The sequence below is a fragment of the Actimicrobium sp. GrIS 1.19 genome (assembly GCF_035984655.1).
Taxonomy (GTDB): domain Bacteria; phylum Pseudomonadota; class Gammaproteobacteria; order Burkholderiales; family Burkholderiaceae_D; genus Actimicrobium.
This window is the reverse complement of the sequence record NZ_JAXCHT010000001.1, coordinates 138,896-162,644: the sequence shown is the minus strand read 5'-3', so window position 1 is coordinate 162,644 and position 23,749 is coordinate 138,896. Positions and strand designations below refer to the sequence as shown.

Here is a 23,749-nt window from a genome sequence, read left to right as displayed (position 1 = left end):
CCGACGCTCGCACACTCAATCGGAGCGGCACGCCGGGCCGGCAAGCTGCGTTGCATCACCGCGCCGTTGCCGGTTTCCATCACGCTGTCTCACTCCTTTATTTACATCCTCCTGCGCGCCGGATAGCGGTTGGGCAGGGAATTTAATCTGGATATAACATGACTCGCAAACTTTTTTGCACGCCCCATTGGCCCAAGCTCAATCTCTTTGGCAAGACGCAGGAATCCCGAGAACCCGCCGCTCCAGATGAGGGCGATACCCGCACAGGCGGAATGGCGGCGGTATTGCACCAGGTTGTCGAGGACAGCCAACGCAATCTTCAGCCTGAAGGTACCCTTGATACTGGTGCCCTCACTCAGGCAGCGCGCGACCTGCTGGCGTCGGAACTCCCGGCCGGAGGCGGGAATCCTGCCCCTCTCGGCAGCCCCGGTCGCGGGGAAGGAAGGCGCGAGGGCCGCGTGTCTACTGTCGGTCCGGCAGTGGGATGCATGCCTTGTCGTATTGGAACAAGCCTCAGAGCCATGTTTGCGGAGAAACGGACAGCCACGCCCGGGATGGCGATAAATCCTGAACTTTATCTCGCTGAAGCTAAAGCCGAAGCCGAAGCTAAAGCTATAGGTGATGCTGAACGTGAAGGTGGGAACGCACCCGACGCAGGCCATAACGACGGTGCTTCGGATGGTTCTTTCATTGACGGGCTATCCCCGGGTGGCTGGCGAGAGCGAGCATATATCCGCGCAGTGCGCGAGGCCAACGGCGACCGGGATGCGCTGCGTGCCTCACGGCAGCGTCTTTCCAAGCCGCGGGGAGCGCGCGGGACCCCGTTCAAAGCAAAAGCGGCTGTGCCCCAAGCAAAATCGCCCGGGCCGCCTGCGGGTCCACCTGCCCCCCCAACTGGCATTTCATTGCAGCCATCAATTCCAGCGCAAGCGTCACCTGCAGTTCCATCGACGCAGTTCGCCGCGGGCCTGGCGGCGATGCAGTCTCGACTTGAGACGCTCGCTCCGGCAGATCGCCCCTTGCGAGGTCTAGTCCCGGACGCGCTTGCGCCTGCGGCGCTCCTGACTTCTTGCATGTTGCTTGATGCAAAAGAATTGATCGATGAAACAGAAGCGCAAATCACGACCATTGGCGCGGCGTTCAAACAAGCGGAAGACGATTCCCGCAACCAGAAACTGGATCCTCGTCAGATGGTCGCTCGTCACAGCGTCAGGGAGGCACTGCAGTCAGCAAAGGAAAAGTTGGGCAAGCTGAAGACGCATTACCAGCAAGCGCTGGAGGGCCTGAACAGTGCAGCGCCAGAAGCGCGAAGTGAACAACAACTGATCAACGTGGCGCTCCGGAGTAGCGAGTGCGGCGAAACGCTTCGGCAGGCGTCCCACGAACTGCGCGCAACGTGGCAGAACCTTTTCCTGGCGTTTGATCCGGCAGTGACGGTTCCTGGCCTGCGGGAACAGTGGCGCCGCGCGCAGGCCGGTCCGGATAGTTGCAGGGCGGCTGTAGCGCGTGAGATCGCGAAATGCACAGCGATTTTGCAGAAGAACATCGCGACGGTCGAGGATATTGCCGCGCGCCTTGATTCGCCCCGCCCCGGCGTTGACGACGCGGTACGCGAGGCCCTGCACGAACTGACTCGAGAAGTGGGAGAGATCGATACCGCAGCACCGCATCCCTTGGTTGAGCAAGCGGCAATTTTTCAAACAGAATCGTCGAAAATTTCGCGTGAAGAACGCGCGAAGCGTGGCGCCCTGCGCAAGGAAGCTGCGCGGTTGAGGCCAGGTAAAATCATCCAGTGGCCAACCGGTGCGCCGCGCATCAAGGATGTCGTGGAGCTCACTCCCGAGCAAGCTGCACGGCACAAGGACCTTTCTCGCTATTTTGCCCAGAAAAGAATGATCGTTGAGTTACAGACGCTGGCCACGATTGCGTCCAGCCAGAAGGCGGCACAGGAGCGTAGTGAGGTGTTGACCCAACTTCTCGTGCCCGCGGTGGATCAATGCCTGGCCGGGCCGCGGTCCACGGAGCTGCAGCCGCAACCGGCGCCGCAAACGGAGGCGCAACCGCAACCGCAACCGCAACCGCAGCCGCAGCCGCAACCGGGGCCGCAGCGGCAACCGCAGCCGCAGCCGCAGCCGCAGCCGCAGCCGCAGCCGCAGCCAGAAAGCGGTGCGATTCCGCCACCACGACGCGTCAGATTTGAACCCGAAGCGTCACCGCCGGGAGGCGTAGTCGAGGGCGGCGAACCACCTGGCCTCTCACCGATCGAGGTAAATCCACCAAGTGCTTCGCCGGAAGAAGACTTGATGAGTACTGACTCCGATGATCGGTCGCAGCCTGAAAGTTCAAACGTGCAGTACGTGCAGCTAATTCAAGTAACTTGCGACGACTTGCAGGTGCCGGATAACGTCGGATCAGAATTTATCAAGGCGATGCACGGACTTGTCGACCTTGCGGCGCGATTCACCGACCCGGACCCGTCCACGCAATCGCATCGTACGCTGGTCGAAGGCGTCATCAAGATGGTCGCAGATGAGCTTGCAACTGTAGCTTCCCCATGCACGCCCGAGCTTGAGCTGCGGCTTTGTGAATTAACCGGTTTTGCCGGCGAGTTGCATGCCAGATATGGAACAGCGCCACTCCCGCCGCACAAGGAGGCATCGGAAATAGCCAGAGGCATTAAGGCTGTTTGCGATGGCTTCAATACGCCCGCCGGAAATCCCGCGGCCAAGGACGCTGACCATGCGAGTACCATTTCGTCGGATTCGTTGGACGTCTCCACCGATGAACTCGTGCCGCCCACACTGCCGCCTGCAGAGGCCTATAGGCGCACGAGGGCCGAAAAGGATATAGAACGCAAGAGGGCCGTGGAGGATATTGAAAAATTCGTCGAGCAGGTCGCGACGAGAGAAAGTACAAGCGCCATGTCGTGATCCATCGCACCGCGCGCCGCCCGGACAATCCGCCACCCGGTCTGTATGATGAACGCCTCACATCCAGATCGGTCCCGCTCCATGGAAACCCTGCACGCCTCCCGCGCCGTCATCCGGCAACGTCTGTCTGCCTTGCGCAGCGCCCTGCAACAGCAGCAACTGGCCGCCTTCGTGGTGCCGTCGTCCGATCCGCATCTGTCGGAATATCTGCCGCAACGCTGGCAGGGGCGTGAATGGCTGTCCGGGTTTACTGGCTCGGTCGGCACGCTGATCGTGATGGCCGAGTTCGCCGGCTTGTGGGTCGATGGCCGGTATTGGGCGCAGGCGGAAGCGGAGCTGGCCGGCACTGGCATCACGCTGATGAAAATCCCGTCCGGCAACAGCATGCAGCATGTCGACTGGCTGGCCCAGACCGTCAGCGCCGGGCACAGCGTCGGTGTCGACGGCGCGGTACTCGGATTGGCCGCGGCGCGCATGCTGACGCTGGCATTGCAGGCGCGCGGCGTGACCTTGCGCACCGATCTGGATCTGCTCGACACCATCTGGAGCGACCGGCCCGGCTTGCCGCTGGCACCGGTCTACGAGCACTTGCCGCCGCACGCCACCACGCGCCGCGCCGACAAGCTCGCCACCCTGCGTACGGCCATGCAGGCGGCCGGGGCCAACCGCCATTTCATCTCGACGCTGGACGATATCGGCTACCTGTTCAATCTGCGCGGCGCCGATGTCAATTACAACCCGATCTTTGTTGCGCATGCCTTGATCGGCATGGAACAGGCCACGCTGTTCGTGACCGCCGGCAAAGTGTCCGAGGGTGTGGTCGACGCACTGGCGGCCGATGGCGTCGTCGTTGCGCCGTATGCCGAGGCCGCTGCGGCGCTGGCAGCCTTGCCGGCCGATGCCGTGCTGCTGCTCGACCCGCGCCGCATCACCTTCGGCTTGCGCGAAGCGGTGCCGGCTTCGGTGCGCGTGGTCGAAGCGATCAACCCGACCACCTTTGCCAAGTCGCGCAAGAACGACGCCGAAGCCGCCCATGTGCGTGCGGCCATGGAACAGGATGGCGCGGCGCTGTGCGAATTCTTTGCGTGGCTGGAGCAGGCGCTCGGCAACGAGACCGTCACCGAACTGACCATCGACCAAAAAATCACCGCCGCGCGCGCACGCCGGGCCAATTTCGTCTGCCCGAGTTTTGGCACCATCGCCGGCTTCAACGCCAATGGCGCGATGCCGCACTATCACGCCACGCCCGAGGCGCACGCCACCATCGAAGGCGACGGCCTGCTGTTGATCGATTCCGGCGGCCAGTATCTGGGCGGCACCACCGACATCACGCGAGTCGTGCCGATCGGGCAACCGTCGGCGGCGCAGAAGCGCGATTTCACGCTGGTACTCAAGGGCATGATGGCGCTGTCGGCGACGCAGTTTCCGCGCGGCGTGAAGTCGCCGATGCTGGACGCCATCGCACGCGCGCCGATCTGGGCGGCGGGCATCGACTACGCGCATGGCACCGGCCATGGCGTCGGGTATTTCATGAATGTCCACGAAGGCCCGCAAGTGATTGCCGCCTCGGCCATGCCGGAGCCGCACACGGCGATGGAGCCGGGCATGATTACCTCGGTCGAGCCAGGCATCTACCGGCCCGGCAAGTGGGGCGTGCGGATTGAAAACCTGGTCCTGAACGTGCCATCGATGACGACCGAGTTCGGCGAGTACCTGCGCTTCGAAACCCTGACGCTGTGCCCGATCGATACCCGCTGCCTTGATCGCGACTTGCTGCGCGCCGATGAACTGGCATGGCTCAATGACTATCACGCAACGGTGCAGAAACGCCTCGCACCGCTGGTCGACGGCGCCGCCAGGGCATGGCTGCTGGAGCGTACCCAGGCGATTTGACGCGACGGCAACAGAGCGTTGTTGCGCCGCCGGGCAACAGTCGTTTCTTCTGCCCACTACTTGGTTTAGACTGAGTGCTGACCTCATCATTTCGCTGAAAACTTATGAACGATGAGCAACCCGGAACCACCTACATCGCGGCCGACCGATTGTGTGTCGGCCTGTACGTGTGTCTGGACCTGAACTGGCTGGAGCACGATTTTCCGCTCAACAGTTTCAAGATCAAGAACGTCGACCAGATCAAGGCCATTCGCAAGCTCGGCATCAAGAAGATCCGGGTCGATCCGAACCGATCGGATGTGGCGCCCTTGCCCGACACGGTCAAGCCGCCGGTGGCGGTCGCTGCGGTGGTGCCGCTGACCGAAGAGCAGATGCGGCTGGAAGCCGAGCGCCAGGCCCGGCGCGAGCGCATCCGGCAGCAGCGCAACGAAACCGCCGAATGCGAAACCGCCTTCATCAAGGCCGCCGGCGCGCTCAAGGACATCAATGTCAAGCTGTTCGCACGGCCGCATGAGGCGCATGCCGATGCCGAAAAGCTGGTCGAGCAGATGCTCGATGCGATCCTGTCGCACAAGGATATTGCGATTCATTTAATGAACGACAAGACCATTGGCGAAGATCAGTATTTCCATTCGCTGAACGTCTCGGTGCTGGCGATGCTGCTGGCGCGCGAAGTCGGGATCAGCCCGGCGGACATCAAGCAGCTCGGCATCGGCTGCATTTTTCACGACATCGGCAAGATCGACATCCCGGGCCGGGTGCTGCACAAGACCGAGCCAAAAAGCCGCGCCGAGCGCAACCTGCTGGAATTGCATTGCGCCTATGGGCAGACCATCGGCGCCAAACTCGGGCTGTCGAAACAGGCCATCGACATCATCATCCAGCATCACGAACACGCCGACGGTAGTGGCTATCCCGGCCACTTGAAGAGTGACCGCATTTCGCCGCTGGCGGCGCTGGTGGTGATCGTCAACGAATACGACAATCTGTGCAACCAGCAAAACCCGCTCGATTCAGTCAGCCCGTATGAAGCGCTGTCGACCATGTTTACGCAGCGCCGCGCCCAGTTCGAGAGCGGCCCGCTGAACCTGTTCATTCGCTGCCTGGGGATTTATCCGCCTGGCACGATCGTGCGGCTGTCCGACGATACGCTGGGCATGGTGGTGTCCGTCAATGCGTCAAAGCCATTGCGGCCATGGGTGCTGATTTATGATCCGGCGGTGCCGAAGGACGAGGCCACCATCCTCGATCTGGAGCAGGAATCGGCGCTGTCGGTGGCGGCCAGCCTGAAGCCGTCGCAGCTGTCCAAGGAAGTCCATGCCTACCTCAGTCCGCGTAAACGGATGACCTACTACTTCGAATCGCGCGATGGCGCGACGCCCAAGGCGCCCAGCTGACGCCATTGTCGCGCGGCCTTGCCAAAAACATCATTGCCTGTGTGGGGTAAGTAACAGACTGGACGGGTTGCCGGGCCTACTCTCTGGCTGCGTGCTGATTCTTCGCGCGCCAGTTGGCCCGATTCCCTGCCCACACCTCCCGGTGTGGATTTCAACCCCTGGCACATGTGCCGGGGGTTTTTTTATGGGAAATCGATTTCGCCCGCAGCGGCCGAACGCGTGCCGGGCAGCGGCGGATTGTCGGCGCCGCGCCAGGCGAACACCAGCGAAAACTTGCGCGCGCCGGAGCGATTCTTGCCAGCCGCGTGCAACAGGCTGCTATGAAAAAACAGCACGTCGCCCGCCTCCAGCGCGAGTGTGATGCCTTGCGCCAGCAATGGCTGGTTTTGCGGCAGGTCGGTGCGCAGGAAATCGCGTTCGTCGAATTGTTCCGGCGCGAGCTGCCAGCGGTGTGAACCGGGCAGCACCTGCAGCGCGCCGTTATCGGCGTTCTCGGCGCCCAGCGCCAGCCATACGGTGATCAGATCGGCGCGGGCAAACGACCAATACCGGATATCGCGATGCCAGCCGGTGGCGCTGCTCCATTGCGGAAGCTTGGTCATGACGCAGTTGTGATGGGCCAGATTGAGTACCACGGGTTGTTGCAGCAATTGCCGCAACGTGGCGATCAGGTCGGCATCGGTGGCCCAGTCGCGAAAGCAGGCATGGCGACCCCAGGCGCCACGCAGGCGCCGAATGGTGCGCCCGCCGGGTGCGTTGAGTGACGCCGGTGCGCCGTGATAGCCGACCTCGGCTTCGTACTCGAGCGGCTCGGCGGCCTCCTGCAATTGCCGGGTGACCACCTCGCGCATGGCGGCGCACACCGACGGCGTAACACGCTGGCGCAGGATCAGGAAGCCGTCGCGCTGGAATTCTTCGAGTTGCTGCTGGCTGAGCATGGGGCAAAAGGTATCGGCTGGAAAGCCAATATTATGCAGCAGCATGGCTTTTGGCCCCCGCCATGAAAAAACGGCCTCGCGGGCCGTTGTCGTACTGCGCTGCCGGGGACCGGTCAGAACGTGCTTGTCTTGCGACGCCGCGCGGCGAATCCGATCATGCCGATACCGATTGCCAGCATCGCGCCGCCGCTTGGCTCGGGGACTGCCGAGACGGTGATGCCGCCGAGATAAAACTGGTCAGCCTTCGCGCCGCCATAAGCAAACGTGAACTCGGTGCCGGTGAACGACAGGTTGCTCAGGTCATGGCTCAGCGCCTCGCTGGTGCCATTGAGCAGGAACGTTGCACCGTTGCCGAAAACGGCGCTGTGCCCGTCGGAGCGCAACGACAAGCCCGTCAGTGTCACCGCTTGCGAGAAGGTCAGTTTGAGCGATTCGCCCACGGTGATGTTGTCGTCGCTGTTGACGTTGGCGAGGTGATATACGCCCAGGCCGGCGCCAAGGTATTTGGCCGCATTGTAGCCATTGTCGGCATCCTGAACCACGCTGGCAGCATTGCCGTTGAACAGTGCAGTGGCGGTGGCCGTCAGGCCGTTGACGGTGTATTTCAAGTCACCGCCAAGCTTGCCGAACGACACATCGGAGCTGCACAGGTCGCCGGTGGTACAACGCCAGTAACCGCTGTTGAGCACTTCCGTTGGCAAGAAGCCGTTGTTGCTGCCGTTCTGGTATTTCAGATTCGAGAAATCATAGGTGACGATTGCCGCCGTAGCGGGCAGGCTTGCGGCACTCAGTGCCAGTGCCGCGAAAAAAGGGAAGAGCTTCATGGTGGTGTCCGGTAAAAGGGGGCGCGCGGAATCGCCGGGTAGGCGATCTGCTTGACGGTGATCCGGCTCCTTGTTGACCAGCTTGCCTTATTGTCAACGTCTGGCCCGATTATACGAAGCAATCTCATGCTGCGGGAAAATAGCTAAACGATTTAACAATTGTTATACATTGCCTGGAAGCACCCGCTCGCCATGCTGCGCGCGGGTGCGGCCGGTCCTTACGTCGTCAGCGGCTTGTAGCGGATCCGCTTCGGCTTGGCGCCTTCGTCGCCGAGGCGCTTGCGCTTGTCGGCTTCGTACTCCTGATAATTGCCGTCGAAGAAGCTTACCTGCGAATTGCCTTCGAACGCCAGGATGTGCGTCGCAATGCGATCAAGGAACCAGCGATCATGCGAAATCACCATCACGCTGCCGGCGAATTCGAGCAAGGCATCCTCGAGTGCGCGCAGGGTTTCCACATCCAGATCGTTGGAAGGCTCATCGAGCAGCAGCACGTTGCCGCCCTTGAGCAGCGTCTTGGCCAGATGCAGCCGGCCACGTTCACCGCCGGACAGGTTGCCGACCATCTTTTGCTGGTCGCCACCCTTGAAGTTGAAGCGGCCAAGGTAGGCGCGCGATGGCATCTCGAAACGGCCGACCGTCAGAATGTCGGCGCCGCCGGTGACATCGTCAAACACGGTCTTGTTGTCCGACAGCGTGTCGCGCGACTGGTCGACCATCGAGATGCGCGCTGTGGCGCCAATGACGACCTCGCCGCTGTCGGGTTGCTCGACGCCGGTGATCATCTTGAACAGGGTCGACTTACCGGCGCCGTTGGGGCCGATGATGCCGACGATCGCCCCCGCCGGGATGCGGAAACTCAGGTTGTCGATCAGCAGGCGATCACCGAACGCCTTCGAGACATTCTTGAATTCGATGACCTCATTGCCAAGCCGCTCGGCCACCGGAATGAAGATTTCCTGGGTCTCGTTGCGCTTCTGGTACTCGTGCTCGCTCAGCTCGTTGAAGCGCGCCAGCCGCGCCTTGCTCTTGGCCTGGCGGCCTTTCGGATTCTGCCGCACCCATTCGAGTTCCTGGGCCATGGTTTTCTGGCGCGACGATTCGGTGACTTCTTCCTGTTTCAGGCGATTGGTCTTCTGTTCCAGCCACGAGCTGTAATTGCCTTTCCACGGAATGCCGTGGCCGCGATCGAGTTCGAGGATCCATTCGGCGGCATTGTCGAGAAAGTAGCGGTCATGGGTGATACCGACCACGGTGCCGGGAAAGCGCTGCAGGAACTGCTCCAGCCAGTCGACCGATTCGGCGTCCAGATGGTTGGTCGGCTCGTCGAGCAGCAGCATGTCGGGTTTCGACAGCAGCAACTGGCACAGCGCGACGCGGCGCTTTTCACCGCCCGACAGCACGCCGATCCTGGCGTCCCACGGCGGCAGGCGCAGCGCGTCGGCGGCCATCTCAAGCTGTTGTTCGGGGTTGTCGCCGGCCGAGGTCGAGATGATCGCTTCCAGCCGGCCCTGCTCGGCCGCCAGCGCATCGAAATCGGCGTCCGGTTCGGCGTAGGCGGCATACACCGCATCGAGCTTGGCCTTGGCTTCGAATACCTCGCCCAGCCCGCTTTCGACGGCCTGACGCACGGTGTGCTCGGGATCGAGCTGCGGCTCCTGCGGCAGGTAGCCGATCTTCAGGCCCGGCATCGGTACGGCGTCGCCGATGATGTCCTTGTCGATCCCCGCCATGATCTTCAGCAGCGTCGATTTGCCTGACCCATTCAGGCCCAGTACGCCGATCTTGGCGCCAGGGAAAAACGACAGTGAAATATCTTTCAGAATCTGACGCTTCGGCGGGACGATTTTGCCCACCTTGTTCATCGTGTAGACGTAGTTGGCCATGCGCAATCCCGGTAAAAATCAGAAGGGGAACAGGATAGCTTAGTCGATTGCCTTCTGCCACATCAATGCATCGCCATGTTCCGCGTCGAGCTGGTAGCCGGCATAGCCCATCTTGCTGTACACGCGCTGCGCGTGGTGATTGCCCTGAAGGACTTCGAGCGTGATCTTGCAGCAGCCGCGCTCCATGGCGATCTGTTCGATGTGCCGCATTATCTGTTGTGCCAGGCCTTGTCCGCGGTGCTCCGCCAGCACCACCAGGTCGTGAATGTTGATCAGCGGCGCACAGCGAAAGGTCGAAAAACCTTCGAAGCAATTGGCCAGTCCGACGGCGACGCCGTCGACCAGCGCCAGCACGCTGAAGGCGCCAGCGCGTGCCGCCAGCGCCGCGATCAGTTGGCGTTTGACGTTGTCATCCAGCGCGTGGGCGCCGCCGAACGGGTCGTGCGCATAGGCATCAAGCAGATCGAGCACGGCCTGCGCGTGGATCGGGTTGGCATAATCGACGGTGATGATTGCGCTGGTCATGGTGTGGGCGGAAGAGGTTGAAAAAGTCATTTGGTCACGATCTCGCGTTGCATCGGCGCCAGTCGCGCCAACAGTTTGTTTTGAATGTGGGGCGCAACGCCGTCGCGCTCCATGGCAAGTTGCAAATCTTCGGCAAGCGCATAGAACTGCGCGTTGGTAATGTCGAGGCCATCGTGAATCACCGCCATGTCCTTGCCGCTGTAGCTGCACGGTCCGCCGCTGACGACGCACAACTGCTCGCCCAGCTTGTTGGAAAAACGTACCAGATCAACCTCCTTGAAGCCCGCATTGATACGGACATCGGACTGCAGCAGTGGCACGAAAAGTTGCAGGATGCGGGCGATCCCGGCGCGTTCACCCAGCCCGCGATACACACTGTCGGACGCTTGCGCAAAGGCGCCGAGCGAGACGAACAGGCAGAGCAGCATGCAGCGCTTCATCAGAATCCCCCTTGCAGTGACAGATACGCGCCCTGTTGCCGGCGCGGGTTGAACACGGTGATGTCACCCAGCGTGATCCAGCCCAGCACGACCGACAGGTTCTTGTTGGGGAACCACGCCACAAACACATCGGCAAAGGGTTTCTCGTCGTCGACCGACAGATTGTGCGGTTTCATGCGGTACTCAACGCCGACCATGGTCTTGCGATCGATCAGATACAGCAACGACGTCTCCAGCATCGGTTGATAGCGATCGTGCCGGTCCCCGCCAAAGCCGAGCAATCCGAGCTGGTTGGCCTTGGTCCCACGCACGGTGGCGTTGAGCAGCAAACTTTGTTCAAGCAGGATCTTGGTCGCCGACAGCGTCACGTCAATGCCGTGGTTGCTGCGCGCGCCGAGATCGGTGGCTTGATGTACGCCCAGGGCCTCCAGCCCGTGCACACCATTGTTGCGCTTGAACTGCACGCCCAGCGCGAGCTGCGGCATGGCGCGATCCTGATCGATCAGCGCATCGCCGGCCAGTTTCAGCTTCAGCCCGACGACATCCTGCGTGATCGACAGATTGTTCAAGGGCGCCAGCGAGCCTTGCAGTTTCTGGCTGGCGAGGGAGATCTCGAAACGGTCGGCGAAGCCAAACGCGACGCCGCCCGAGTCGATTGCGTAGTCCTGCGTGCGTACGCCCGTGTAATGCACGTTCGCGCCGTAGCTGTCGCGGGAGCCATAGCCGGTGATCAACGCCCACGGCGTCAGCCCGCCACCGCCGGAGCCCTCGATCTCGGTGACGCCGCCAGTGGCCAGCAATTTGGCTTGATCCGGTGGCGGGATTTGTGCGGCGGCAGGGTTGGCGCCGGTCATCGCGCACAGGCACAGCGCAAGCTGCAGCGTGATTGCCTTTAAGGTTGGGTGGAGCGACATGGGGTTTGTTCCTGGGCAGCAGTAGTGCCGGCATATCCGGAACTCCGTGCAAGCAGGGATTATGCACAGATTCAGCCGGGATGGTCGCAGGCAACATCGACGCGTCACCAGCCCGCTTTGCATGTCCGGTTTAAGAAGCTCGGGCGATGGCCGACATTGCGCACTTTTGCCTGAAAATCGCGCCGGGAGATGTTTTAAAGTTACGTGTTGCCCTGATCCTGTTTCAGTTAGAATGCTTCGAACTGAATTTTCTGCTCCCAAGCAACCTTGTCGCCGTATGATAGGGCATGCCGGGCACTTCGATTCCGCCGGTACACCTTAGAGCAAACCGCAACCATGAACGAATTCGCCAGCCCGGATCGCAGATCGCCAATAACCATGACGGCCGCAAAATGAAGCCGGCAAAGCCGCTGATGATGGAGTCCATGCTCAAGCATATGGTCGAGCTGACGGGTCATCGCGATCATAATTTGCTGGACGTCTCGGTCATCACGGCGCTGCATGAGCTGGTGGGCGCGTCACAGGCCCGCGTTCTGGAGATGTTCAAGGTGCGCGGCGAAGACATGGTTCGTCCGCGCGTCTGGATCAAGGGCGGCAAGGTGATGTCGCTGGATGAAGGCCTTGCGCCCGACCAGGGCGGCGAGGCGATGGCGTTGTACCCGGCGCTGGTCGACTGCATCGCGCGGCAGCTGCGCAGCGCTGAAGAAATCGACGTCAACGGTTCCCACGTGTTGTGGGTGCCCCTCTGGCAAAACGATACGGCGACGGCGGCAATGCAAATTTGCAGCGACACGCCATTCGCAAGCAATACTCTGGATGTGATGGAAGGCATCCTCAGTGTCTACCGCAACTATCAGAATCTGCTCGATTACAGCGAACGCGATTCGCTGACCGGCCTGCTCAATCGCAAGACCTTCGACGAAAAATTCTCCAAGATGGTGTCGTATAACGCGCAGCCGGAAACCCAGCTGCCGGATACCGATGCGGAGGGCCGTCGTCAGGTTGCCGAGATACGGTCGCAATGGCTGGCAGTGGTCGATATCGATCATTTCAAGCGCGTCAACGACCAGTTCGGGCACCTGTATGGCGACGAAGTGCTGATCCTGGTCGCCAATGTCTTGCGCTCGTCGTTCCGTGCGCAGGACCGGGTCTTTCGTTTTGGCGGCGAAGAATTCGTCGTCCTGCTGCGCTCCAGTTCGCTCGATGATGCGCGCAAGGCGTTCGAGCGTTTTCGCAGCAACATCGAGGCGCACAATTTTCCACAGGTCGGCACCGTTACCGTCAGCGTCGGCTTCGTCAATATCAATGGCGAGACGCCGGTCGTCATCCTCGGCCACGCCGATCAGGCCCTGTATTACGGCAAGACGCATGGCCGCAATCAAGTCTGCTACTACGATGAGCTGGTCAGCAACGGCCTGCTGCACTCCGAGGTCGCCAACGACAGCGTCGAGTTTTTCTTCGACGACCTGGCCGAAAGCTGATTCTTTCCGGTTGATCTGAAGATTGTTTCGGCGCGCTAAACACGCGCACCGAATTTCCGCCAAGTTTGCGCACCCGCGGCGGCAAACTCACACCCATTCGATGTCAGGCAGTAACCGGCGCTGCCTCGGCAGGACTGCGCGTGCATGCGTCCCCCACCGTTTGCGGAACCGCCCGGCATTGCGCTCTGGCTGCGGAACTTCTTCGCGCAGCGGGCCACACAAAATCAAGCTCGGACGACAGTGACTCTGGGTAAATTTAAGGAGAGCAGGATGAATTTTCTCAATGCCGCAATCGGTGTGACCACCGCTGCAACCGGTGTCGTTGGACTTGTGAACAGCGCCAAGGCCCGTAAACGTGCGAAACACAAAAAGAAAAAGGCGGCGAAGCTGGCACAACTGCAACCACAGTTGTCGTTATCCCTGTCTGACCCGACAAAAAGCTTAACCGTTGGAGGTGGCCCATCGAACGCATCAAACGCTGTTGTTTAACCTCTGCGGCCACGATCGACGGATCAAGACGCTGGCCAGTTTCGTCGTTTTGGCGGCAAATCATGTCGCTGCTGGTAAAGCCCGCAGCGGCATGGCGTGACCGCGCCGCATGCCGTGATCAACGACTGCGAGAGCCGCCATCGCTGCGCTGCAGCCCTCGCATGCCGGCCCCCGTGGCGCCTGTGCGCAAAGTGCGTGTTTTTATGTTCCCATCCCCACTTCCCCTCTCCACTGCGGCGCCTGAACGCTTAAAATAACGCCACTCGCAGGATCCGCCGATATCCCGGCGACGCTGCCACGCAAGCACAGGCCTTACCCGGCCTGACGCCAGCGTGGCGCACATCTGAATCACCCATTTGGAGAACACCATGGATTTCCCTCCCGCAGCCGCGCTTGCGCCGGTCACGCTCGACGACAAATACACCGCCACCAGCGGTCCGATCTTCCTGTCCGGTATCCAGGCGCTGGTGCGCTTGCCGATGATGCAGCGCCAGCGCGACCTCGCCGCCGGCATGCATACCGCCGGCTTCATCTCCGGCTATCGCGGCTCGCCGCTCGGCGGGCTCGACGAAACGCTCTGGAAAAACGCCAGCCTGCTGGAAGCCAATCACATCAAGTTCGTCCCCGGCGTCAATGAGGACCTGGCGGCCACCGCCGTCTGGGGCACCCAGCAGGTCGACCTGATCGGCCCGGCCAACTACGATGGTGTGTTCGCCATGTGGTACGGCAAGGGACCGGGCGTGGATCGCTGCGGCGATGTCTTCAAGCACATGAACCACGCCGGCACGGCCGCCAAGGGAGGCGTGATCCTGGTGGCCGGCGATGATCACGGCGCCTATTCGTCAACCCTGCCGCACCAGTCCGACCATCTGTTTTCGGCCTCGATGATTCCGGTCCTGTATCCGTGCAATGTGCAGGAATATCTGGACTTGGGCCTGCATGCCTGGGCCATGTCGCGCTTCTCGGGATGCGTGGTGGCGTTCAAGGCGCTGGCCGACACGGTCGAATCGAGTGCCTCCATCGATGCCGATCCGTTCCGCTTGCAAATCACGCTGCCGACCGACTTCGTGATGCCCCCTGGCGGCCTGAACGCGCGGCTGACCACCGAAACGCTGGGCATCGAAGCGCGCAAGCAGGAAGCGCTGATGCAGGATTACAAAATCTACGCCGCGCTGGCCTATGCCCGCGCCAACAAGCTCAACCACATCACCATTGACAGCCCGACCGCGCGACTGGGCATCATCGCCTCGGGCAAGTCGTATCTCGATGTGCTCGACGCGATGGAAGAGCTCGGCATCAATGAAGCGATGGCCGCCGAGATCGGCGTCCGGCTGTTCAAGGTGGCGATGCCGTGGCCGCTGGAACCGGACGGCGTGCGCGACTTCGCCCAGGGACTCGACGAGATTCTGGTGGTCGAGGAAAAGCGCCAGATCGTCGAATACCAGCTCAAGGAGCAGCTCTACAACTGGCGCGACGATGTCCGTCCGCGCGTGATCGGCAAGTTCGATGAAAAGGGCGAATGGGTCGCGCCGCGCGGTGAATGGCTGCTGACCTCGAAGGCCGATTTTTCGGTGGCGCAGATCGCGCGCGTGATCGCGGCCCGCATTGCGCGCTTTCACACCAGCGACCTGATCAAGGCGCGGCTGCAGTTCCTGGAAGCCAAGGATGCCGTGCTGAAGAAAGCCGTGGCGACCCCGGCGCGCCCGGCCTGGTATTGCTCCGGCTGTCCGCACAACAGCTCGACCAAGGTGCCCGAAGGCAGCCTCGCGCTGGCCGGCATCGGCTGTCACGTGATGGCCACCGCGATCTATCCCGAACACAACAAGACCACCACCCACATGGGCGGCGAAGGTGCGCCGTGGATCGGCCAGGCGCCGTTCTCCACATTGCCGCACGTGTTCGCCAATCTGGGCGACGGCACCTATTTTCATTCCGGTTATCTGGCGATCCGGGCGGCGGTGGCCGCGAAGGTCAATATCACCTACAAGATCCTGTACAACGATGCCGTCGCGATGACCGGTGGCCAGCCAGTCGATGGCCTGATCTCGGTGCCGATGATCGCGCAGCAAATGGCGGCCGAAGGTGTCAAGCGCATCGCGCTGGTGACCGAGGACCTGTCGCGCTACGTCGGCCGGGTTGGTTTGCCGGCGATGGTCAGCCTGCATGACCGCAAGGACATGGACGCAGTGCAACGCGAATTGCGCGAAGTCGAAGGCGCCTCGGTGCTGATCTATGACCAGACCTGCGCGGCCGAAAAACGGCGCCGTCGCAAAAAGGGCGAGCTGGCTGATCCGGCCAAGCGCATGGTGATCAACGACGCCGTCTGCGAAGGCTGCGGCGACTGCGGCGTACAGTCGAACTGCACCTCGATCCTGCCGCTGGAAACCGAATTTGGCCGCAAGCGCACGATCGATCAATCGTCGTGCAACAAGGACTATTCGTGCGTCAAGGGTTTCTGCCCGAGCTTCGTCACGGTCGAAGGCGGCAAATTGAAGAAGTCCAAAGCGGGTGCGGCCAAGGTCGATGACTTCGGTGCGATTCCCGAACCGGTGCTGCCGTTGTGCGCGGTGCCGTACAACATTCTGCTCAACGGCATCGGCGGCACCGGCGTGATTACCATCGGCGCGTTGATCGGCATGGCCGCGCATCTGGAAGGCAAGGCAGTGTCGGTGCTCGACATGACGGGCATGTCGCAGAAGAACGGTTCGGTGACGTCCCACATCCGCATCAGCGCCTCGCACAGCGCGATCCGTGCGCAACGCATTGCCACCGGCGAGGCCGATCTGATCCTCGGCTGCGACATGCTGACGGCCGGTTCGCATGATGCGATCTCGAAAATGCGCCCGGGCCGCACCCGCGCCGTGGTCAATACCCACCAGACCCCGACCGGCAGCTTCACGCAGGACGCCGACTGGCACTTTCCGATCGAGCAGGTCGAGGCGCTGATCAACGAAGCAGTCGAGCAGCGTGCCGATTTCATCGACGCCACCCGGCTGGCCACCGCCTTGATGGGCGACTCGATTGCGACCAACCTGTTCATGCTGGGATTTGCCTACCAGCGCGAGTGCATCCCGGTGTCGGAGGCGGCGCTGCTGCGCGCGATTGAATTGAATGGCGTGGCGATCGAATCGAACAAGAAGAGTTTTCTGTGGGGCCGTCGCGCTGCCGTCGATGTCAAGCGGGTCGAGCAGGTCGCCATGCCGGGCCAGCCGGTGCTGCTGCAAATGCCGCAAAGCCTGGACACCCTGATCAAGCGTCGTGTTGCGTTCCTGACGGATTATCAGGATGCCGCCTATGCGGCGCGTTTCATGGAACTGGTCGATACCGTCCGGAGCGCCGAAGCCCGCCTTGAGCTGGGCAACAAACTCACCACCGCGGTGGCACGTTCGTACTCGAAACTGATGGCCTACAAGGATGAGTACGAGGTCGCCCGCCTGTATACCGACGGCCAGTTTGTCGACAAGCTCAAGGCACAGTTCGAGGGCGATTTCACTGTCAAATTCAACCTGGCGCCGCCACTGTTTTCGAAAAAGGATGCGCAGGGTCATCTGATCAAGGCGCAGTACGGATCATGGGTCTGGCGCGCGTTCGGCGTGCTGGCAAAGCTCAAGGGTGTCCGCGGCACGCGCTGCGATATCTTCGGCTACAGCGACGAACGCAAGAGCGAGCGGCAGCTGATTGTCGACTACCGCCGCACGGTGCTGTCGATGCTCGATACGCTCAACGGCGAGAACCACGCGACCGCGGTCGAGATCGCCAATCTGCCGGAAAAGATCCGTGGCTTCGGTCATGTCAAGGACGCATCCGTGCTGAACGCACGGGATGAAGAAAACCGGTTGATGGGGCGCTTCCGTGCTGTCAATGCGATGGAGCACGCCAGCGCAGCATAGAATGGCCGGCATGACCATGTCGCATCTTTCGTTAGCCGCTGCGCGTGCGCTCCATCTGGCGGCGCAGGGACTGCTCGCACCGCCGCGTCGCAAGGCGGCGGCCGCTGACGTTCTTGCGGCGATTCGGCAAATGGGTGCGCTGCAGATCGACACCATTTCGGTGGTGGCGCGCAGCCCCTATCTGGTGCTGTGGAGCCGCCTTGGCAATTATCAACCGGACTGGCTGGAGGCCTTGCTGGCCGACGGCGCGCTGTTTGAATACTGGGCCCACGAAGCCTGCTTTTTGCCGATCGAGGATTACGGCCTATACCGCCATCGCATGCTCGATCCGGGGGCGATGGGCTGGAAATATTCCGCCAGCTGGATGGCGCAACATGCCGAGGCGGCGCTGCTGCTGGAGGCCCGCATTCGCGCCGACGGACCGGTGCGTTCCAGTGACTTCAAGCGTACCGATGGCCAGTCCGGCGGCTGGTGGGGCTGGAAGCCGGAGAAGCGCACGCTCGAAGCATTGTTCACCGCCGGCCGCCTGATGATCGCGCGACGCCACAATTTTCAGCGCATCTATGACCTGCGCGAACGCGTGCTGCCGGCCTGGGATGACACCCAGCTGCAATCGCCCGCCGCGGTGCAAACCACGCTGGCGCTCAAGGCCGTGCATGCGCTAGGCATCGCCCGGCGCGAGTGGATTGCCGACTACTTCCGCACCGCGCGCATCCGGCCGGCGCCGGATGTGGATGCCCTGGCCGATGCCGGTGCGTTGTTGCGCGTGCAGGTGGAAGGCTGGGATGCGCCAGCCTTCGTGCATCCGGAGCGGCGCGCGCTGCTTGACGCCGCCCTGGCGGGACAACTCAAGCCAACCGCGACGACGCTGCTGTCGCCGTTCGATCCGGTGGTGTGGGACCGCAAGCGCGCCTTGACGTTGTTCGGTTTCGATTACCGGCTGGAGTGCTATACGCCCGCGCCGAAACGTCGCTATGGCTATTTCACGTTGCCGATCCTGTCGCGCGGCGCGCTGGTCGGCAGGCTCGATGCGAAGGCGCATCGCAGCGCCGGCGTGTTTGAAATCAAGGACCTGTATCTGGAACCCGGGGTGCGCCCCAGCCAACGCCTGGCCAGCGATCTGGCGCTCGCGTTGCGTCGTTGTGCGCTTTGGCATGGCACGCCGGAAGTGCGCATCGGGCGTTGTGATCCGGCTGGCTTCGGACTGCTTCTTTCTTCAACGGTATCCACATGATCACGTCCCGCTGTAGCTGGGCCAATATGGCCAACCCTCTGTATCTGCATTATCACGACCACGAGTGGGGCGTGACCTGTCATGACGAGCGCGTGCTGTTCGAGATGCTCAATCTGGAAGGCGCGCAGGCCGGCTTGAGCTGGGAAACCATCCTCAACAAGCGGCAAAATTATCGGCTCGCGTTCGACCAGTGGGATGCGCAAAAAATCGCCGCGTATGACGCCACCAAGCTCGCCGAATTGCTCGCCAATCCCGGCATCGTGCGCAATCGTCTGAAGGTGGCTGCGACCATCAATAATGCCCAGGCCTACCTGCGCCTGTGCGCCGAGGTCGGCGGGCTGGATGCGTATTTGTGGGGATTCGTCGGCGGCCAGCCGATCATCAACGACTGGATCGATGGCAGCATCCGCCCGGCCAGGACCGAGCTGTCGGATCGCATCTCGAAGGACTTGATCAAGCGCGGCTTCAAGTTCGTCGGCTCGACGATTGTGTATGCCTACATGCAGAGCATGGGCGTCGTCAACGATCACACCGGCGATTGCGAGCTGTATCGCGGCGTGCGCCCATAAAAAAAGGGAGCAGACGCATCTGCTCCCCGTTCACTGCGCGTTAGCGCAATCAGTTCACGCGACGCTCGATCGTGATCTGTTCGATTTCAACGCGACGGTTAGGCTCGAGGCAGGTGATCAAGGCAGCACGTTTCTTGTCGTGGCACTCAACGACTGGATTCGCTTCGCCTTTGCCGACTGCTGACAGACGGGTCGGGGCAACACCTTTGTTGACCAGATACGCCTTGACTGCATTGGCGCGACGCTCCGACAGCTTCTGGTTGTAAGCGGTCGAGCCGAGGCGGTCGGTGTAGCCGGTGATGACGACGTTCTGGTTTTGCGTGTCGGTCGACAGTGCGGCGGCCAGGTCATCCAGCTTGGTTTGCGGCATGCGCAGTTCGGCACGGTCAAACTCGAACAGTTCGGTTGCCGAGAACGTCATCCGTTCAATGCGCGGCGCTGGTGCCGGCATTGGTGCGGGCGCAGGTGCTGGCGCTGCAACGGCAACAGGCGCCGGCATTGGCGTGATCGCACGCACTGGCTCAGCCTGTTTGTCGAAGGCATAGACCAGGCCGACATTCAGATAGTTGTTGTTGCTGTGATCGAAGTTGAACGCATCGCCACGCAGGAAACCATGCACGCGGCGCACGTCGACCTGGGCCGACAGTTGCTGCGTGAAGCCGTATTGGAAGCCCAGACCGGCATCCAGATACGGCGAGGTCTTGGTGACTTCGCCAGTGGCGGTCGCGGCACGGTCACGCTGTGCACCGGCGCCAATGACGATGAACGGACGGAATGCCTTGCGCGAGAACATGTACAGGCCATCGACGCCCAGCAATTGTTGCTGGTAACGATTGCCGTTGTCACGGACGCGCGCATAGCTGGCGCCGAACTGGATATCCCAATCTTGCGAGACCGGCTTGCCGAAACGCAGCGCACCGCCTTCGCCGTGTTTGTCGACGCCGAAACGCGAGTCCGGATCGATGGCGTTCAAGCTTGGTGCGATGTACCAGGATGGGTTGTAATCCGGCAGCGATTGCGCCATGACCGACGAGGTGCCGGCACAGCCAAGCATGGCCAGAGCGAGGGCGATTGATTTGGTATTTTTCATGATTGATTTTTCGAGGTTGAATTGCATTGGTTGCTAACTTGTCCGCCGCGGCGTGGACGAATGCCGTCGTGGTCGCGTTGAGACGAAAGTTACGTGCTTTGCAATACCCCCTCTGTTCGCTATCGTACCCTGCCTGAATTTGTCGACTATTTACAACGCCGATCGACAATTGATGTCGCACTCGTCTTTCTTTTCGGACTCAGGCAGGTGCATCGATCCCGTATCGCGATAGCGGCCATGCCACGACAGCGCCTGTTCCAGCACATGCGGTGTGTGGCCGCCGCGCAGGTTGGCTGCGCTTACGTACGCCTGCAACATGGGTCGATACGCTGGTGCAACGCAGTGCGCGATGATGGCCCGGGCGCGTTCTCGCGGCGCCAGTCCGCGCAGGTCGGCGAGCCCGATTTCGGTGACCAGGATATCGACATCGTGTTCCGTGTGATCGACATGTGAAACCATTGGCACGATGCTCGAGATGTTGCCGTTCTTTGCGGTGGATTTGGTCGCGAAGATCGACAAGTACGCATTACGCGCGAAATCGCCGGAGCCGCCGATGCCGTTCATGACGTGGGTGCCCATCACGTGGGTCGAATTGACGTTGCCGTAGATGTCGGCTTCAAGTGCGGTATTGATGGCAATGATGCCCAGCCGGCGGATGATTTCCGGATGATTGCTGATTTCCTGCGGACGCAGTACCAGCCGGCTCTTGTAACGGCCAATATCGCCAAAGACCTGCCGGCTGCGTTCGGGCGACAGCGTGATCGACGAGCCCGAGGCAAAGTCCAGCTTGCCGGCATCGAACAGGTCAAACGTCGAATCCTGCAGCACTTCCGAATACATCGTCAGATGGGAAAACGGACTGTCGATAAAGCCGCTCATGACCGCGTTGGCGATGGTGCCGATACCGGCCTGCAGTGGCAGCAGGCTTTCGGTAAGTCGTCCGGCTGCGACCTCCTGCTCGAAGAACTCAACCAGGTGCGCGGCGATCGCCGCCGTGTCGGCGTCGGGCGGCAAGATGGCGGAGGCACTGTCCTGCTTCTCCGTGATCACAATGGCGACGATTTTTTCCGGCGCAATCTCGATGGCCATGGTGCCGATCCGGTCGCGTGGCGTCATCAAGGGGATCGGCGCGCGTTGTGGCCGATGTTTCGGAATGAAGATGTCGTGCAAGCCTTCGAGTTCAAGCGATTGCTGCAGATTGATTTCGACGATGACCTGGTCTGCCAGAATCGCGAAGCTGGCGCTGTTGCCAACCGAAGTCGTGGGAATGATCGCGCCGGTTTCGGTGATCGCAATCGCTTCGATGACGGCGATGTCGATCGGCGCAAGCTGGCCGGTACGCAGCAACTCGACGGTTTCGGACAGGTGCTGGTCGACATACATGACCTCGCCGCGATTGATGGCCGCGCGCAGCACGGGATCGGCCTGAAACGGCATGCGACGCGCCAGCACGCCAGCCTCCGTCAGCGTCTTGTCGACATTGTTTCCGAGCGAGGCGCCAGTCAACAGCGTGATCCTGATGGGTTCGTGGCGCGCGCGTTCGGCCAGCGCCAGCGGAACTTCCTTGGCATCGCCGGCGCGCGTGAAACCGCTCATGCCGACGCTCATGCCATCCTTGATCAATGCAGCGGCAGCGGCGGCGCTGGTGACCCGCTCCCGCAACAGGGGCAGGCGAATGCGATCGTGATGCATGGTGTCCTTCAGGGTCAGGTGAGGCAGAAGTTGATTGGCGCATGGACCGCCGGTATGGCGTCGTCCTGCAGGGATTCGCGCAGATTGATTTCGATGGCATTGCAGATCGCGTCGAGCGGCAGGTCGTTGGCTGCCAGCCCAAATGGCTCTTCGATCTCATCGCCGAGTGCGTCGAGGCCGAAAAATGTATATGCCACGATGGCGACCACGAAGGGCGTCATGAAGCCGATCGAATCGACCAGCCCGAACGGCAGCAAAAAGCAGTAAATGTAGGCGGTGCGATGCAACAGCAGCGTGTAGGAAAACGGAATGGGCGTATTCCGGATGCGCTCGCACGATGCCGCCGCCGCGGTCATGGCCGACAGCGTGCTGTCGAGCGCGCTTGCCAGGCACGCATCGATCTCGCCGCGCTGCAGGCACAGGCGCAAGTCGCGCCCCATCTGCATCATCAAATAATCGGGCTTGTTGCTGGCGCCGCGCATGGTCTGCCACTCGTCGGGCTGGAGCAGCGCTTGCAAGGCAAGGTCGCCGTCGCGCTGTCGCAGCAAGTCGCGCAGCGCATGGGAGAATGCGATCGCGCGGAAGATCATTCGTACACGCGTGTCGCCCAGCCCGTTGCGCGCCAGAGCGGGCCCGGGTGCCGCAATCAGGCTTTGGCATTGGCGCGAAAAACTGCGGCTGCGGTGGACCAGCTCGCCCCACAATTTGCGGCCTTCCCAAAAGCGGTCATAGGCCGCATTGTTGCGAAAGCCGAGGAAAATGGCGATCGGCAGACCAATCAGGCTGAACGGGATCGTGGTTAGCGTGATCTTCAGTTCGAACAGGTCGCCGTGGCTGATCGTGACCAGCGTGGCGATCACGATGTTGACGATCAGCGACGGCAGGATGCGTGGCAGCACCGAGCCCCGTAAAAGCAGGAACAATCTCAGCCCGGTGGGCCGGTCGCGGATAATCATGGGCGGGCCGAACAAATTTGGATGTTTGCCGAATTGGCTAACATGTGAGTGAGTGTAATTGCTAATATGTAAGTGAGTCAACCAATGAAGAGCATGCCGACATGAAGCGCCATTCCGGAACCCGCATCACGCAGCGCAATCTGCCGCAGTTATTCCTGAAATCGCGGGATTGCCTGATGACGCATTTCCGTCCGATTCTCAATCACTTTGGTGTGACCGAACAGCAGTGGCGGGTCTTGCGCGCACTCGATGAACACGGCCCGCTGGAGCCGCATCAGATCGGCGCACAGTGTCAGATTGTCAGCGCCAGCATGGCCGGGGTCCTGGCGCGCATGGAGCAGCAGGGACTAATCCGGCGTGCGCGCATCGCCACCGATCAGCGCCGGGTGCTGGTGACGCTCGCTGCCAAGGGCGACCGCATCATTGGCGACATCGCACCACTGATCGACCAGCAGTACCGCCATATCGAGGAGGCGTTTGGCGCGCCGATGCTCAGCGCGCTGATTGCTGCGCTGGAAGCGTTTGCGAACGCGGATGGCGAGCAGGTGCAGCGGGTTGACTTGACGGCGCCCGCATTGCGTCCGTCCCGCACCTGATTCAC

General features: G+C 61.6%; 19 protein-coding genes. 9 read left to right on the top strand and 10 right to left on the bottom strand.

Annotated features, from left to right (window positions below; translation table 11 throughout):
- Nucleotides 1-825: 825 nt before the first annotated feature.
- Entirely contained in the window at nucleotides 826-948 is a 123-nt protein-coding gene (locus RCH09_RS00770) for a hypothetical protein (protein ID WP_326939108.1), read from the bottom strand.
- A 125-nt stretch (nucleotides 949-1,073) separates the two neighbouring features.
- Between RCH09_RS00770 and RCH09_RS00765 the strand changes: the two genes are divergently transcribed.
- From RCH09_RS00765 to RCH09_RS00755, 3 genes are all read left to right on the top strand, one after another.
- Complete coding sequence (locus RCH09_RS00765; RefSeq protein ID WP_326939107.1) at nucleotides 1,074-2,930, top strand: hypothetical protein; 1,857 nt, start codon at nucleotides 1,074-1,076, stop codon at nucleotides 2,928-2,930.
- Between the two features lie 48 nt (nucleotides 2,931-2,978).
- The gene (locus RCH09_RS00760; protein WP_442784985.1) at nucleotides 2,979-4,823 is read left to right on the top strand and encodes an aminopeptidase P family protein; all 1,845 of its coding nucleotides are present in this window, start codon (nucleotides 2,979-2,981) and stop codon (nucleotides 4,821-4,823) included.
- Between the two features lie 104 nt (nucleotides 4,824-4,927).
- Nucleotides 4,928-6,220 (top strand): HD-GYP domain-containing protein, encoded by a 1,293-nt coding sequence (locus RCH09_RS00755; protein WP_326939105.1) that lies wholly within the window; start codon nucleotides 4,928-4,930, stop codon nucleotides 6,218-6,220.
- A 182-nt stretch (nucleotides 6,221-6,402) separates the two neighbouring features.
- Here RCH09_RS00755 and RCH09_RS00750 read toward each other — a convergent pair whose 3' ends face one another.
- The 6 genes from RCH09_RS00750 to RCH09_RS00725 all read right to left on the bottom strand — a co-directional run bounded on the left by RCH09_RS00750 (nucleotide 6,403) and on the right by RCH09_RS00725 (nucleotide 11,747).
- Nucleotides 6,403-7,203, bottom strand: a complete 801-nt coding sequence (locus RCH09_RS00750; RefSeq protein ID WP_326939104.1) for a phytanoyl-CoA dioxygenase family protein — start codon at nucleotides 7,201-7,203, stop codon at nucleotides 6,403-6,405.
- A gap of 68 nt (nucleotides 7,204-7,271) precedes the next feature.
- Entirely contained in the window at nucleotides 7,272-7,982 is a 711-nt protein-coding gene (locus RCH09_RS00745) for a PEP-CTERM sorting domain-containing protein (RefSeq protein WP_326939103.1), read from the bottom strand.
- Nucleotides 7,983-8,200: 218 nt separating this feature from the next.
- On the bottom strand, nucleotides 8,201-9,868 hold the full coding sequence (gene ettA / locus RCH09_RS00740; RefSeq protein WP_326939102.1) for an energy-dependent translational throttle protein EttA: 1,668 nt from the start codon (nucleotides 9,866-9,868) through the stop codon (nucleotides 8,201-8,203).
- A 39-nt stretch (nucleotides 9,869-9,907) separates the two neighbouring features.
- Complete coding sequence (locus RCH09_RS00735; protein ID WP_326939101.1) at nucleotides 9,908-10,393, bottom strand: GNAT family N-acetyltransferase; 486 nt, start codon at nucleotides 10,391-10,393, stop codon at nucleotides 9,908-9,910.
- 26 nt (nucleotides 10,394-10,419) lie between these two features.
- Complete coding sequence (locus RCH09_RS00730; protein WP_326939100.1) at nucleotides 10,420-10,833, bottom strand: group I truncated hemoglobin; 414 nt, start codon at nucleotides 10,831-10,833, stop codon at nucleotides 10,420-10,422.
- Nucleotides 10,833-11,747, bottom strand: coding sequence for a DUF3034 family protein (locus RCH09_RS00725; RefSeq protein ID WP_442784984.1), 915 nt, complete (start codon nucleotides 11,745-11,747; stop codon nucleotides 10,833-10,835). Before RCH09_RS00725 ends, RCH09_RS00730 begins: the two co-directional genes overlap by 1 nt.
- A 392-nt stretch (nucleotides 11,748-12,139) precedes the next feature.
- Between RCH09_RS00725 and RCH09_RS00720 the strand changes: the two genes are divergently transcribed.
- The 5 genes from RCH09_RS00720 (at nucleotide 12,140) to RCH09_RS00700 (ending at nucleotide 19,410) form a co-directional block, all read left to right on the top strand.
- The gene (locus RCH09_RS00720) at nucleotides 12,140-13,228 is read left to right on the top strand and encodes a GGDEF domain-containing protein (protein WP_326939099.1); all 1,089 of its coding nucleotides are present in this window, start codon (nucleotides 12,140-12,142) and stop codon (nucleotides 13,226-13,228) included.
- Nucleotides 13,229-13,498: 270 nt separating this feature from the next.
- Entirely contained in the window at nucleotides 13,499-13,717 is a 219-nt protein-coding gene (locus RCH09_RS00715; RefSeq protein WP_326939098.1) for a hypothetical protein, read from the top strand.
- Nucleotides 13,718-14,085: 368 nt separating this feature from the next.
- On the top strand, nucleotides 14,086-17,607 hold the full coding sequence (locus tag RCH09_RS00710) for an indolepyruvate ferredoxin oxidoreductase family protein (RefSeq protein ID WP_326939096.1): 3,522 nt from the start codon (nucleotides 14,086-14,088) through the stop codon (nucleotides 17,605-17,607).
- A gap of 10 nt (nucleotides 17,608-17,617) precedes the next feature.
- Nucleotides 17,618-18,841 (top strand): winged helix-turn-helix domain-containing protein, encoded by a 1,224-nt coding sequence (locus RCH09_RS00705; RefSeq protein ID WP_326939095.1) that lies wholly within the window; start codon nucleotides 17,618-17,620, stop codon nucleotides 18,839-18,841.
- Nucleotides 18,838-19,410, top strand: coding sequence for a DNA-3-methyladenine glycosylase I (locus RCH09_RS00700; protein WP_326939094.1), 573 nt, complete (start codon nucleotides 18,838-18,840; stop codon nucleotides 19,408-19,410). The genes RCH09_RS00705 and RCH09_RS00700 overlap by 4 nt, the downstream gene beginning before the upstream one ends.
- Before the next feature lie 49 nt (nucleotides 19,411-19,459).
- Here RCH09_RS00700 and RCH09_RS00695 read toward each other — a convergent pair whose 3' ends face one another.
- From RCH09_RS00695 to RCH09_RS00685, 3 genes are all read right to left on the bottom strand, one after another.
- On the bottom strand, nucleotides 19,460-20,500 hold the full coding sequence (locus RCH09_RS00695) for an OmpA family protein (RefSeq protein WP_326939093.1): 1,041 nt from the start codon (nucleotides 20,498-20,500) through the stop codon (nucleotides 19,460-19,462).
- 150 nt (nucleotides 20,501-20,650) lie between these two features.
- Entirely contained in the window at nucleotides 20,651-22,192 is a 1,542-nt protein-coding gene (locus tag RCH09_RS00690) for an acetyl-CoA hydrolase/transferase family protein (protein ID WP_326939092.1), read from the bottom strand.
- Nucleotides 22,193-22,206: 14 nt separating this feature from the next.
- Nucleotides 22,207-23,148 (bottom strand): bestrophin family protein, encoded by a 942-nt coding sequence (locus tag RCH09_RS00685; RefSeq protein WP_326939091.1) that lies wholly within the window; start codon nucleotides 23,146-23,148, stop codon nucleotides 22,207-22,209.
- 101 nt (nucleotides 23,149-23,249) lie between these two features.
- On the opposite strand from RCH09_RS00685, the gene hpaR reads away from it, so the two are divergent.
- A complete protein-coding gene (gene hpaR / locus RCH09_RS00680; RefSeq protein WP_326939090.1) occupies nucleotides 23,250-23,744 on the top strand; it encodes a homoprotocatechuate degradation operon regulator HpaR in 495 nt (164 codons plus the stop codon).
- The last annotated feature ends 5 nt before the right edge of the window (nucleotides 23,745-23,749 follow it).